Annotated in this window: 15 protein-coding genes; 7 read left to right on the forward strand and 8 right to left on the reverse strand. The window is 56.5% G+C overall.

Annotated elements, in window-relative coordinates:
* Window positions 1–58: 58 nt before the first annotated feature.
* From DV711_RS02740 to DV711_RS02760, 5 genes are all read left to right on the forward strand, one after another.
* On the forward strand, window positions 59–832 hold the full coding sequence (locus tag DV711_RS02740) for an SURF1 family protein (RefSeq protein ID WP_114694108.1): 774 nt from the start codon (window positions 59–61) through the stop codon (window positions 830–832).
* Complete coding sequence (locus tag DV711_RS02745) at window positions 819–1,406, forward strand: hypothetical protein (RefSeq protein WP_133297386.1); 588 nt, start codon at window positions 819–821, stop codon at window positions 1,404–1,406. The genes DV711_RS02740 and DV711_RS02745 overlap by 14 nt, the downstream gene beginning before the upstream one ends.
* 85 nt (window positions 1,407–1,491) lie before the next feature.
* Window positions 1,492–2,664, forward strand: a complete 1,173-nt coding sequence (locus DV711_RS02750; RefSeq protein WP_114694110.1) for a COX15/CtaA family protein — start codon at window positions 1,492–1,494, stop codon at window positions 2,662–2,664.
* Window positions 2,657–3,613, forward strand: coding sequence for a heme o synthase (gene cyoE / locus DV711_RS02755; RefSeq protein WP_165839976.1), 957 nt, complete (start codon window positions 2,657–2,659; stop codon window positions 3,611–3,613). Before DV711_RS02750 ends, cyoE begins: the two co-directional genes overlap by 8 nt.
* A gap of 119 nt (window positions 3,614–3,732) precedes the next feature.
* Window positions 3,733–4,335 carry a Yip1 family protein gene (locus tag DV711_RS02760; protein ID WP_114694112.1) on the forward strand — a complete coding sequence of 201 codons (603 nt, stop codon included), beginning with the start codon at window positions 3,733–3,735 and terminating at the stop codon, window positions 4,333–4,335.
* A gap of 87 nt (window positions 4,336–4,422) precedes the next feature.
* Here DV711_RS02760 and DV711_RS02765 read toward each other — a convergent pair whose 3' ends face one another.
* Window positions 4,423–4,716 (reverse strand): ArsR/SmtB family transcription factor, encoded by a 294-nt coding sequence (locus DV711_RS02765; protein WP_207802556.1) that lies wholly within the window; start codon window positions 4,714–4,716, stop codon window positions 4,423–4,425.
* Window positions 4,717–5,063: 347 nt separating this feature from the next.
* On the opposite strand from DV711_RS02765, the gene DV711_RS02770 reads away from it, so the two are divergent.
* Entirely contained in the window at window positions 5,064–6,005 is a 942-nt protein-coding gene (locus DV711_RS02770; protein WP_114694113.1) for a universal stress protein, read from the forward strand.
* Window positions 6,006–6,011: 6 nt separating this feature from the next.
* On the opposite strand, the gene xthA is transcribed toward DV711_RS02770, so the two are convergent.
* Window positions 6,012–6,827: an exodeoxyribonuclease III gene (gene xthA, locus DV711_RS02775; RefSeq protein WP_114694114.1), complete on the reverse strand. Its 816-nt coding sequence runs from the start codon at window positions 6,825–6,827 to the stop codon at window positions 6,012–6,014.
* Window positions 6,828–7,107: 280 nt separating this feature from the next.
* Here xthA and gorA point away from each other — a divergent pair, with 280 nt between their 5' ends.
* Entirely contained in the window at window positions 7,108–8,490 is a 1,383-nt protein-coding gene (gene gorA, locus DV711_RS02780) for a glutathione-disulfide reductase (RefSeq protein WP_114694115.1), read from the forward strand.
* Here the strand turns inward: gorA and DV711_RS02785 are convergent.
* From DV711_RS02785 to DV711_RS02810, 6 genes are all read right to left on the reverse strand, one after another.
* Complete coding sequence (locus DV711_RS02785) at window positions 8,481–9,353, reverse strand: fructosamine kinase family protein (protein WP_114694116.1); 873 nt, start codon at window positions 9,351–9,353, stop codon at window positions 8,481–8,483. The two genes, gorA and DV711_RS02785, sit on opposite strands and share 10 nt — an antisense overlap.
* Before the next feature lie 56 nt (window positions 9,354–9,409).
* Window positions 9,410–9,634, reverse strand: coding sequence for an acetyltransferase (locus DV711_RS02790; protein ID WP_114694117.1), 225 nt, complete (start codon window positions 9,632–9,634; stop codon window positions 9,410–9,412).
* Between the two features lie 49 nt (window positions 9,635–9,683).
* Window positions 9,684–9,941 (reverse strand): hypothetical protein, encoded by a 258-nt coding sequence (locus tag DV711_RS02795; protein WP_114694118.1) that lies wholly within the window; start codon window positions 9,939–9,941, stop codon window positions 9,684–9,686.
* A gap of 129 nt (window positions 9,942–10,070) precedes the next feature.
* The gene (locus tag DV711_RS02800; protein ID WP_114694119.1) at window positions 10,071–10,283 is read right to left on the reverse strand and encodes a hypothetical protein; all 213 of its coding nucleotides are present in this window, start codon (window positions 10,281–10,283) and stop codon (window positions 10,071–10,073) included.
* Between the two features lie 190 nt (window positions 10,284–10,473).
* Window positions 10,474–12,618, reverse strand: a complete 2,145-nt coding sequence (gene pta, locus DV711_RS02805) for a phosphate acetyltransferase (RefSeq protein WP_114694120.1) — start codon at window positions 12,616–12,618, stop codon at window positions 10,474–10,476.
* A 117-nt stretch (window positions 12,619–12,735) separates the two neighbouring features.
* Window positions 12,736–13,038, reverse strand: coding sequence for an MTH1187 family thiamine-binding protein (locus tag DV711_RS02810; protein WP_114694121.1), 303 nt, complete (start codon window positions 13,036–13,038; stop codon window positions 12,736–12,738).
* Between the last annotated feature and the right edge of the window lie 16 nt (window positions 13,039–13,054).

Genomic DNA, 13,054 nt, shown 5'->3' on the forward strand with positions numbered 1-13,054 from the left:
AGTCCGGACCAGACTTGGTTATTCCCCGAAGCCGTATCCCGCCAGTAGGAAAACAGCGATGAGTCAGAGTAAAGATAGACCCACCCCGCGAACTCGACGTGTCTGTATCCTGTTGGGTGCGCTGTTGTTGCCGATTCTGTTGGGGCTGGGATTCTGGCAGCTCGAACGTGCCGAGCAAAAACAGCAGCTGTTGGAACGCTTGCAACATAGTGCCGCTGCGCCCCAATTACCCTCAACGGCAGTGACCCTGCCGTACCCGGTGAAGATCCGGGCGCGGCTGGATCGGCGATTCCCGTTGCTGCTCGACAACCGCACCCGTGACGGCCGGGTCGGTTATGAACTGCTGCTGCCGTTCGAAGAAGTGAGTACCGGTCTATATGGTGTGGTCAACCTGGGCTGGGTCGCGGCTTCCTTCGATCGACAGCAGCTCCCCGATACGACGGCTTTGGTTCGTGATCTTGCCGATCAGGACCATACGCTGGCGGGGCTGCTGGTCGCCACCGATAGCGGTTTGATGTTGTCTGCCGACCGATGGTCGGCAGATTGGCCGAAGCGGATTCAGCAGGTCGACCTGAACAGGCTGCAGGAGCTGTGGCAACGTCCCGTTTATTCGGCGGTGCTGAGGCTGCAACAGCCGTTGATCGATGCTGATACCAACTGGTCGGTCAGTGTGATGCCGGCCTACAAACATCAGGGATATGCGTTGCAGTGGTTTGCATTGGCGTTGCTGTTGGCCGGCTATCTGTTCTGGTGGGGTTGGCGTCGATCACCCCATGCGGATCGGGAGTCTGAACAGCCACATGTGCAGGGAGGGCCGAATGCACAATCTTGATGACCACGGGACTATGCCGCTGACATCTACCCCGGGCTCTTATCGGCCTTTGTGGGCGTTGCTTACGGTCGCGTTATTACCATTGCTGTTTGCGATGGTCAGTTACTTCGGCGCTATTGCAGTCCCCGAGCAGCGGGTAAACCAGGGGATGCTGGTGGACCCTCAGCAACCGCCGTTCGAGCTCCGGTTAAGAGATGGACAGGTTTTTGAAGCGCAGGGGCGCTGGCAGTTGTTGCTGTTTGTCACCGCCTGTGATGGCGCCTGTCGTCAGTGGCAGCACCAACTGACGCAGCTGCATACCTTGCTGGGGCGTGATCGTGACCGGGTTGGCTATCAACTGGTGATGCCATCGGCTGCGGCCCAGCTATCGGCATCCGACACAGCACCGGCATCCGAGATAAACACTGAGCACACGGCTATACCGTTGTTCAGTCCGCAGGCTACTCCCGAGATTCAGGGGTTATGGCTGGTGGATCCATTGGGTAACCGGGTGTTGCGATACCGCCTGGATCAACCGGCTAAAGCGGTACTGAAAGATCTCAAACGGTTACTGAAAGTGTCACGAATAGGCTAATCCCGTCGATAGCGCGGGGTTGAAGGGGTGAACATGTTGGCAGCATTGAAAACTGTTTCAACGAATGGATCCGTAGAGGGCTAGGATGCATCCCACTATCAGTCAAACTTCAGACCATTCAGCCTCTGAGACTGAGCATTATACGGCGCGTTCCGAAGCCGGTGCCGGTTCAGACCTGGGGCCTTGGCCGTTGAGACTGGCCCGTCTAGCGCTGCTGCTGGCGATCCTGGTGGTGCTGTTGGGCGGTTGGACCCGGCTCAATGATGCCGGTCTCTCCTGTCCGGATTGGCCCGGCTGTTACGGCGAACTGATCTTACCCGGTAGTGCTCAAGGGCAAGCCTTGGCGCAACTGCGTTATCCGTTAATCCCGATTGACAGCGCCCGGGCTTGGCTGGAGATGAGCCATCGATACCTGGCTGCGGGGTTGGGCTTGAATATTTTGCTGTTGGCGGTGGTGGCGGCTCGTCAGTCGGCACACGTGAGGCGGCGAGATGGTGGACGTTATCCCCGTCGGCTCAGTTATCTGCTACTGGGGCTGGTGATTGTGCAGGGGCTGTTCGGGATGTGGACCGTTACGCTCAAGCTACTGCCCCAGGTGGTGACGCTGCACCTGGTTGGCGGACTGCTGACGGTTTCGTTGCTGGTGTTATTGAACCAATCGTTGCTACGGATCCAACTGCAGTCGCGTTCTGACTCCTCTTATCGGCGGACAGCAGCTTCGGATGCAGGTCCGACAGCTGTTGGCTCATCGGTCAAGCGCTGGAGCGGGATCGCCGTATTGATGCTGTTGATTCAGGTAGCCTTAGGAGGATGGACCAGCAGTAACTACGCCGGTTGGGCTTGCCCACACTGGTTTAGCTGCCAGCAGGTCGATGCCGCTGGCCAGACTGTGGCGTTGGATTACCAAGCCGCGTTTATTTTGCCAAGCGCCGATCAGCAAAGTTTTCTCGGCGGGCGAAAATCCCCCCAGGCCCGGGCGGCGATTCAGATGACCCATCGGGGAATGGCGCTGCTGTTAGTGCTTTACTTGGGAGTGCTGATGTTGCGGTTTTGGCGGCATGAGCGGTTAAGAGCAGCTAGCGTCTTGGTCGTTGGAGTGGCGTTGCTACAGGCCTTGCTGGGCGGCTTGAATGTGATCTACGGGCTGCCGCTGTGGTTGGCCTTTGGGCATCATCTGGGCGCCTTGTTGCTATTGCTGTCGTTGTTGAGGCTCTACCGCTTGAGTGGCCTTAGTGCCAGGGAGAGAAATTATGGCTGATCCGAGAACGATAGGGAGCTCGTCGTCCCTGATGGAGCTGTCTGAGACGGCGGGTTGGCGCGACTATTTGGAGTTGACCAAACCCCGTGTAGTGGCGGTGATGTTGTTGACGGCTATTGTCGGCATGTTTTTGGCCGCGCCCGGACTGCCACCACTGTCGGCGCTGCTGTACGGCACCTTGGGGATCGCTCTGGCTGCCGGTTCCGCGGCGGCGGTTAACCAGGTGGCGGATCGGCATATCGACGCGCAGATGGCCCGCACCCATCGGCGGCCGTTACCTCAGGGCAAGGTGACAGCAGTCCAGGGATTGCTGTTTGCTGCCATTCTCGGCATCAGTGGTATCGGGATGCTGGTGATACTGGTTAATCCATTAACCGGCTGGCTGACACTGGCCTCGCTGATAGGTTACGCGCTGGTCTATACGATGCTGCTGAAGCGGGCCACGCCGCAGAATATCGTGATCGGCGGTATCGCCGGTGCCTCACCGCCACTGTTGGGCTGGGTGGCCGTAACCGGCACGCTACAGCCGGACGGGTTGCTGCTGGTATTGATAATTTTTGCCTGGACGCCACCGCATTTCTGGTCGCTCTGTATCCATAAGCGTGACGATTATGCCCGTGCCGGGGTGCCGATGTTGCCGGTTACCCACGGGGTTGATTACACCGCATTGCAGATTCTGCTTTATAGCCTGCTGATGATCGCGACCACGATGCTGCCGCTGATGACCGGCATGTGCGGGCTCTGGTATCTGGTGGGTGTCAGCGTACTGAACATGAGATTTCTTCAATGGGCCTGGCGGGTTTATCAAGATCCATTGGGAACAGCTCCGATGGCAATGTTCTATTATTCCATTACGTACATCATGGCGCTTTTTGTGGTGCTACTGGCCGACCACTATTTGGCGCCGTCGTTCGGGCTGTGGCCAGTACCAGACTTCTGGGCTCTATAGGAACTGGAGCCGCGGTAACAACAGGGGTCGCAACCATTCACGCGGGCAAGGCTGTCCCGGTGTGAGGTATTAACCACTGACGATCAGGCCTGTTGGCCCAATGATCGGGAGGATAGTTTATGTTCCTAAGTCATATGATGGGGGTTCTACACCACCCCAAAGAGGAGTGGGGCTTGATAAGGGAGGAGCATTACAGCGCGCTGAAGTGCTACAGCTCCCATATGATTTATCTGGCCGCCATTCCACCCTTGGCTGCGTTTATTGGTACGACTCAGATCGGCTGGAGTATTACCGGCGCTGAAGCGGTTAAGCTGACCGTTGCTAGCGCGCTGCCGATAGCGATCGCGTTTTACTTTGCCCTTTTAGTCGGTGCTGGCGTTATGGCGTGGTTTATCCATTGGATGGAGAAGACCTATGGTTCCGAATCCAGTTTTGATGACTGCATGGTGTTGACCACCTTTACCGCGACGCCGATGTTCTTAGCCGGCTTGGCGGCGTTGATACCGATTCTGTGGCTGGATGTGTTGATCGGAATGGGGGCCGTGGCCTACACCATTCATCTGCTCTATACCGGGGTGCCGGAGATTATGAAGATCCCGAAGGATCGCGGCTTCTTCTTCTCATCCTCGATATTGACGGTTGGCCTGGTGGTACTGGTCGGTATGCTTGCCGTAACAGCGGCGCTCTGGAGTACAGCGCTGACACCCTGGGTGGCCGGTTAGATTGGATTGGTTCCGAACGACCATATAAAAAGCCCGCGTTCAGCGGGCTTTTTACTGTCAGGTAGAGTCGCTAGCCGCAGCCGGCGGCTACATCTCCGGGCAGAACAGCGAATGTAGCGTATGGATGATGGCCGTCGCCGCTTCGCCGGAAAGGGAGTAGTAGATGGTTTGGGATTCGCGTCGGGTTTTGACCAGGCCGTCACGGCGTAGCACCGCCAGGTGCTGTGACAGAGCCGACTGGCTCAAGTCCAGAAACTGATTCAATTCGGTTACCGACAGCTCTTTGCCATCGAGAAGACAAAGAATCATCAGGCGACTTTCGTTGGCCAGCGCCTTCAATAACTTGGTTGCTTCAGCGGCATTGGCGTGAAGTTCTTCAATGGAAGGGGCGGTAGCTTGTTGCTGCTCGGCAGTGGCTGGGTTCACGGGCTATCCTAAATCTTTATGGGGCCATATATCTTGTAAATCTACTCCAAAGCGTATCGATTCTCAATTGACCTAGGGCAAGTTCCTTGTAATTTTAAAGGTCTTTCTTGTAAGTTGTTGAAAGGTTGAGCTTACCTTGAGTTTGACGATCGGCAACCCGATGGAATCGATCTAGACTTGAACTGAGCCTGAGCAACAACGCTAGACTCAAGGCTAGGGCACCTTCGAGCTGCACTGAAAGCCAGAGCTTCTCTGGGATTCAGTCGTCGGTGTTCACGGACCGCCAGAACAAGGAATAGGCTATGCGAGCGATTGAGAAAATTCTGCTGTTGTTGGATCAACAGCCCCCCGCTTCAGAACTGTTGGATAAAGTTGTTCATATGGCCCGCAAATTTGGCGCTCGGGTTGAGTTGTTTGAGTGCTGCTACTCCCGTCCGTTGGTCTCGAGCCATCTATTCAGCAGTGATGAGGGGATTGAAAAAGCGAAGCATGGTTATCTGAGGGGAGAGGAGCGCCGACTGCAACTGGTCGCCGATCAACTGGTGGAACGAGGAGTGGATGCCACTACCGATGTCTGCTGGGAGATGGATATCGAGCAGGGGGTGTTGACCAAGGTGGAGCGATACCAGCCCGACCTGGTGGTCAAGAACTGTCGCTTTCACCACCGTCTGGCGGAATACCTGTTCGGTAGCCTGGATTGGCAGCTGATTCGCCATTGCCCGGCTCCGCTGATGCTGATTCGGCCCCAGCCCTGGAAGTCTACGCCGGTCGTGCTGGCCGCATTAGATCCGCTACAGGACAAACACCATCCGGTGAAGCTGGATGATGCGGTGTTGCAGTCGGCAGAGTCTTTCGTAGAGCATATTGGCGGCATTTTACATATGTTCCACGCCTACCATACGCTGCCGACCTCGGTGATCTTTGACGAGACGCTGATGCTTAATTATGAGGAGTTGCGCAGCCGGTTAGCCGATGAGCACCGTCAGGCGATTACCGAACTGTTAAATGGTCATGGTTTGGCCAAGGCTGAGCCGGTACTGCACCTGGCCCAAGGTGAGGTGCATAAAGAGCTGCCCAAGTACGCCGAACAGGTCGATGCCGATCTGGTGGTGCTGGGGGGGATAGATCGTAATGCGGCCGACCGATTGTTCTCGGGTAGTACCACCGAGAGTGTGGTTGATCACCTGCAGGCGGACCTGCTGGTGATCCGGGCGCCGCTGTTTGAAGAGCGGCGCCACGGCTGAGCGGGATCAGCAGTCGAAGCTGGCCCACACCGGGGCGTGGTCTGATGGCTTCTCCATGCCGCGAATGGCGTAATCGATACCGGTCTGCTGCAAGTTGGCCATCAGAGGCTGGGTCGCCAGAATCAGGTCGATCCGCAGACCGCGTTTCGGGTCACGCTCGAATCCGCGACTGCGATAGTCAAACCAGCTGAACAATTCATTGCTGTCGGGGTTTTGCTCTCGGTAGCTGTCCTGCAGGCCCCAATCCATCAACCGGTTCAGCCATTCGCGCTCTTCCGGTTGGAAGCTGGTTTTGCCGGTGCGCAACCAGCGCTTGCGGTTGTCCTCGCCGATTCCGATATCGAGGTCGGTGGAGGAGATGTTCATATCGCCGATTACCACCAACGGTTGTTGTGGGTCGCACTCGGTTTCCAGGTACTGCTGCAGATCGGCATAAAAACGTCTCTTGGCCGGGTACTTGGTCTCGTGGGCAATATTTTCCCCCTGGGGAAAGTAGCCGTTGATCACACGGATCGTCTGGCCTCCGGGGGTGGCAAAATCGCCGATAATCATGCGTCGTTGCGCATCTTCCTCATCACCGGCAAAGCCTTTCTGCAGGGCCAGCGGTGCTTCACGGGAGATTAGGCAAACACCGTAGTGGCCTTTTTGACCGTGATAGTTGACCTGGTACCCCAGTGCTTCGATCGCCGCCGCCGGAAACTCATCGTCATGGACCTTGGTTTCCTGGATACCGATCACGTCGGGCTGTTGGGTTTTGATCAACTCCTCGAGTTGATGCAGGCGGGCACGTATGCCGTTGGTGTTGAAAGAGATAATCTTCATGGTTGATTCCGATGCAGGGTGCTTGGCGATAGCCTGGATAGGGGCGAAATATAGCGAAACATCGCGGTAGCGACCAGTTGGATTTGAACAGAGTTGTAACTGTTTGGCTGCGTCTGCATCTGTAATCACTGTCGTTTCAAACTCATCGCATCGTTGGCAGGCAGCAAAGCTTTGTTGGCGTAGCTTGATAGCGAAAATCTATTGAATCGATGCATCTTTGTTGCTGGAGCCGCGTCTCAGTAATCGTTAGAGTAGTGGCAGTTTTTAAGGGAGCACTAATATGTCCAACTTTGATTTTGATCTGTTTGTTATCGGTGCCGGTTCCGGTGGTGTCCGGGCCGCACGGATGGCTGCGGCCAAGGGGGTGCGGGTCGCCGTTGCCGAAGATCGTTACATGGGTGGTACCTGTGTCAATGTCGGGTGCGTGCCGAAAAAGCTCTATGTCTATGCCTCCCAATATTCCGAACAGATTGAAGAGTCGCGGGGGTTCGGTTGGGATGCCGCCGTACCGGCTTTTGATTGGAATCGTCTGCGTGATAATAAGAAAGCGGAGATCTCGCGTCTGAACGGTATCTATAACAACCTGCTGGATAACTCCGGTGCTGAAGTGCTCAATGGACGCGCTACTGTCGTGGGACCCAACCAGGTCGAGGTCAACGGCAATACCTACAGTGCCGAGCGTATTCTGGTGGCGACCGGTGGTTGGCCGACAGTACCCGCCATTGAAGGCGCCGAGCATGCGCTGACGTCGAATGAGATCTTCGATATGGAGCAGTTCCCCCAACGGATTCTGATCGTGGGTGGTGGCTATATCGCGGTGGAATTCGCCGGAATTTTTAACGGCCTTGGGGCCAAGACAACCCAGCTGTATCGCGGTGAGCTATTCCTGCGCGGCTTCGATAACCAGGTCCGCAGTTTTGTGGCGGAAGAGATGCGCAAAAAGGGTGTTGATCTGAGGTTTAACCTTAATGTCGAGTCAATTCAAAAGCTTGAAGATGGAACCTTAAGTGCAACCTTGACTGATGGTTCAACCATTGAGACCGATGCGGTGCTCTATGCTACCGGCCGTAAGCCGAATGTTAATGGACTGGGGCTGGAGTCGGTCGGCGTTTCGCAGGCCAAGGATGGATCGATCGAGGTCGATCAGAATTTCCGCAGTTCGGTCGAGTCGATCTACGCCATCGGGGATGTGATCAACCGGGTTCAGTTGACCCCGGTGGCACTGGCCGAGGGTATGCAACTGGTGGAGCATCTTTATGGTGAGCAGCAGCGCCAAGTCAGTTACGAGCTGATTCCGACGGCGGTCTTCAGCCAGCCCAATATCGGTACTGTCGGACCCAGCGAAGAGCAGGCGGTGGCGCAGTACCCGAACCTGGATGTCTATCAGTCCGAATTCCGGGCGATGAAGCACACGCTCAGTGGCCTGCAGGAGCGCACCCTGATGAAGCTGCTGGTTGATGCGGATACGGATCGCGTAGTTGGCGCCCATATGGTGGGACCGGATGCTGGTGAAATCACCCAAGGTCTGGGCATCGCGCTGAAAGCGGGTGCCACCAAAGCGGTTTTCGATTCCACCATCGGAATCCACCCGACCGCGGCTGAGGAGTTCGTGACCATGCGCGATACTGCCCGTCGTTATCGTGGAGGCCAGCTTCAGTCCTGATAGCGCTGCAGTACTTCGGCGACGGAGGCTTGGTAACTGAGACCGAACAGATTCAAGTGGTTGAGCAGGTGGTAGAGGTTGTATAACGGCTGCCGCTCCTGCCAACCCGACTGTAGTGGATTGGTTTCCAGATAAGCAGAGTAAAAAGTCGGATAAAAACCGCCGAACAGGCGCGTCATCGCAAGATCTGCTTCGGCCCAGCCGTAATAGGCGGCAGGGTCGATCAGAAATGGCTGGCTGCGTTCGTCGCTATGGCGGGCTCGTTTTCCAAACAACACATTGCCGGACCAGAGATCACCATGGATCAGAACCGCCGACTGCGGAGGGATCCAGTCTTCGAGCCGCTGGCAAATTCGCTCCAACCGTTTCAGCATCCCTCGATCCAATAGGCCAGCCTGGTAGGCGCGCTTTCCTTGGGGGAGCAGGCGTTGCTCGGCAAAGAAGCGGAAGCCATTCTGATCCTGCCGGTTGGTTTGTTCACTCAGACCGCAATAGGTGTGGTGAGAAAAACCGAAGCTAGGCATCGGCTGTCGGTGAAGCTCGGCTAACTGATGTCCCAGCTGTTGCCAATGCTGCTCGGTGGGCTGGCAGGTTTCGATCAACTCCAATACCAGCAAGCAGGGACCCACGGCACACACCGTTGGCGTCTGAATGATCCCCGCGCCGCTTAGCGCCTTAAGCCCTGCGGCTTCTGCGGTAAAAAAGTTGGAGGGTGGGTTGTGCAGGTGCTTGATGAAAAAGCGCTGGTGATGCTCATTTACCGCTGAAAAACTGCTGCCGATACAGCCGCCGGATAGGGGGGAGAGTTGCCAGCGCTCACCCAGACCAGTTTGCTGTAACAGGTTTTGCAGCACTGCGGTCATGGGGGCGATGGCTTCCTGCGTTTTGTTTCCTGAGATTGATCCGGTTGGTCAAAGCGCTAGTGGCGCTTGAGCTCATGATCTCGATAGTGGCTATCGGTCCAGCATTTGGGCAGGGTTTCGCCGGAGGGGAAGGTGAGTGCATCCTTTCGGATATATTCCGGATCCATCAGATCTTCTCCCTGTTGATACTGTACCTGTGTCTGCATCTCGAACGGATTGATCAGTTCGGTCATGTTCAACACTTGAACCAGATGACCGGTGGTTCGTTCTTTCAGAAACATTGTTATTACCTCCTGATAAGGGCGTCAGGATCAGGGTGTGGATTCTGGCTTATAGCGGGTGGTTTCTTATGTGACGCTTCAGGGTGAGTTTCAACTCACGTTCGTGGCGCAAGTCATGGTGGCGCTGGGCAAGGCGAATATCGTCGATCAGAATCTTACGCATCCGACGGGTACCGTCGCGTCGGTGGTTGAGGTTATCGCCGTAGGCCAGGGCGATAAAACGATCCAGGTGTTCGTGTTCTCCGATAGCATCAACCTCACCTTGTTCGAGTTCCGACCAATCGAGGCAGTCTTTGTAAGTCAGCATGTGGGGGCTCCAAGCGCGTTTATTAATACAGTCGTTTATAGAAAATAGTGTAAAAACGGCTGACAGCAAGCTGCACTGCACAAGAATTGCACAACCAAAAAAGGCGCCATGGGGCGCCTTTTCGTTACATCAGCTCAGACTCTTGGGCGGGTGGTGCAGGTAGAGGTTCAGTAACTGTTTGACTTGTGGCAGATCATCATCGTCAACCATCTCGCAATAGCCGTCCGCGATTGACTGGAAGCGTTGTTGAAATTGCTCTTGGGTTAGGTGCTGGCTCCGGGCTTGCCAGTGTAGGTGGCTGACATCTAGCTTGAGTCGACTGGACAGATGTTCCAGGTTCATAGCGCTACCTCCTTAATCATTGTCATTATCGGTGGCTGATGATCGTGCAGGGGGCGAGTCGATCATCCGGTAGCACTTGTCATTGTATGATTTTTGATCAGCCGGGTCGAGTAGAAAGCGTCGCTAAGGTTGGGGCAGAAGAGTGCCGAAGTCGCCGCCACCGACGACTTCGATAGACGTTGTATCGGTCCTATTCGGGCGCAGGGTTGGCGGCCTGAATGGCTGTCAACGCGATGGTGTAGACGATATCGTCAACCAGGGCGCCGCGAGACAGGTCATTAACCGGCTTGCGCATCCCCTGCAGCATTGGGCCGATGCTGATCACATCCGCGCTTCGTTGTACCGCTTTGTAGGTGGTGTTGCCGGTATTCAGGTCCGGGAACACGAACACGGTCGCACGACCAGCCACTTCGCTGTCGGGGGCCTTGCTGCGGGCAACGCTCTCCATGATAGCGGCGTCATATTGCATCGGTCCGTCGATCAGCAGGTCCGGACGCTTGGCCTGGGCGATTTCGGTGGCACGCCGAACCTTCTCGACGTCGGCACCTTGGCCTGAAGAACCGGTGCTGTAACTGATCATCGCTACCCGTGGCGGAATGCCGAAGGCCTTGGCCGAATCGGCACTCTGGATCGCGATATCGGCCAGCTCTTCGGCGTTAGGATCCGGATTGATGGCGCAGTCACCGTATACCAGCACCTGTTCCGGCAGGCACATAAAGAAGACCGACGATACCAGGTTGGACTGGGGGGCGGTTTTGATCAGCTGCAGCGGCGGACGGATGGTATTGGCGGTGGTGTGAACCGCACCGCTGACCAGACCGTCGACATGGTCACGTTCGAGCATCATGGTGCCAAGCACTACATTATCCTTGAGCTGATCCAGGGCGGTCTCGACGGTCAGGCCCCGGTGGGCGCGTAGCTCCATCATACGATCGACGTAGTGGCTGCGAATCAGCTCCGGATTGTAGATCTCAACCCCATCACCGAGTTGGATGCCGTGGCCTTCGGCGATGCGACGAATCTCCTGCGGGTCTCCCAGCAGGGTGCAGCGGGCGATGCCACGGTCGGCACAGATGGCCGCAGCCTTGATGGTGCGAGGCTCGTCACCCTCAGGCAACACGATATGCTTGTCGGCACGTCGGGCGCGTTTGATCAGTTGATAGCGGAACGCCGGCGGCGACAGGCGACGCTCGGCCTGACCGGCCGTCAGGCTCTGCAGCCAGCTGCTGTCGACGAAGGAGGCGGCGATGCCTTGGATCTTTTCGATCCGTAGCAGGTCGTCCGCCGGGACTTCACTGTTAAAGCTCGGTAGCGCCTGGGCGATCTGCCAGATATCGGATTCGACGCTCAGCAGCGGCAGACCGGTGGCGAGGGCGTTGCGGCATAGCCGCAAGACTGACTTATGGGGTTGAACCCCGCCGGTCAACACCAGCGCAGACAGGTCAACGCCGTCCAGCGCGGCCAAGCAGACCGCCATGACGATATCGTCCCGGTCTCCGGGGGCGAATACCAGTGTCCCGGGGGTCAGTTCGTCAACCAGGTTTTCTACCCGCTGGGCGCACAGGGTGATCTTATGGACGCGGCGTACATCACTCTGACCGGTGCTCAACACCTCGGCATTCAGAAACTGGCAGATATCCGACACCCGTGGCGACATCATCCGTTCACGCCAGGGGATACCGGCGATCAGACGGAAACTGTCGTTGAACAGGGTGGCGTCTTCGGTGATCTGATCCACCGTCAGGCTGGAGCGCAGTTCGCCCTTGGGTGTGGCATCAAGGCAGAGGTTACCGTCGGCGTCGATCGGTGCACCAAGCATATTGAGAATACAGCCGATCACCTTGGGGTTGCGGATGCCGCCGTAGGCGCGGGCGGTGATATCGATATGATCCTGCAGGGTCTCGATGTTATCGCTGCCGGGGGTTGAGACGATGATCACTTCAGCATCGAGCGCCTTGGCGATCTCTTTGTTGATGCGGCTGGCATAAGGCTGGGTTCGGGTTGGCACCATCCCCTCGACGATCACGATCTCTTCGTCACCGGCGCGGCTCGATTCGTAGCGCTTGACCAGCTCTTCCAGGCCCTCGTGGCCACGGTCGTCGCGCATCATCCGCTCAACTTCATTGATCGCCATCGGTTCGGCAATCTCGTGACCGCAGGCGGTCGACAAAATCTTGACCGATCGATCCTGACCGTCACGGTCGAGCTGCTGACTGATGGGTTTGAAGAAGTGGACTTTGAGGCCCTGGCGTTCCAGAGCGTGAAACAGGCCAAGAACGGCGGTGGTCAGGCCGGTACCTTGTCCGGTTGGTACCAGCATTAACGTGTGCGTCACAACAGATCCTTAAATGTCATACCCCGATGGTAGTAAGCTTGCAGCAACATTCAGGCCATTCAACGGGGTGGTTGCTGCAACGCGACATTCTAAGGCGGTTTGGGTGAAATTAATATTTCAGTTGTTCAATTTATTGGCAACGCTGTTAATTTTATCGTCCATAGTCTGCTTTCGATCAATTCGAGTGCCCATTCGCATCGAGGTATTGATGCGTGGCGCACCCATCTGGTGCAGCTCATCGTGGCAACGCTTGACCGCAGCCATGACCTCATCCCAGTCGCCTTCAACGTTGGTGCCGTAGGCATGCATACGGTGTTCTAAGCCGGCTTCCTCGAAAACCTGCTGGCAGCGGGCAACGTAGCTGGAGACTGAGACGCCAACACCCAGCGGCACAACACAAAGATCGATCATTACCTGCATAGTTTGTTTCTCCAAG

It is taken from the genome of Motiliproteus coralliicola, assembly GCF_003345655.1.
GTDB classification, from domain to species: Bacteria; Pseudomonadota; Gammaproteobacteria; order Pseudomonadales; family Balneatricaceae; genus Motiliproteus; species Motiliproteus coralliicola.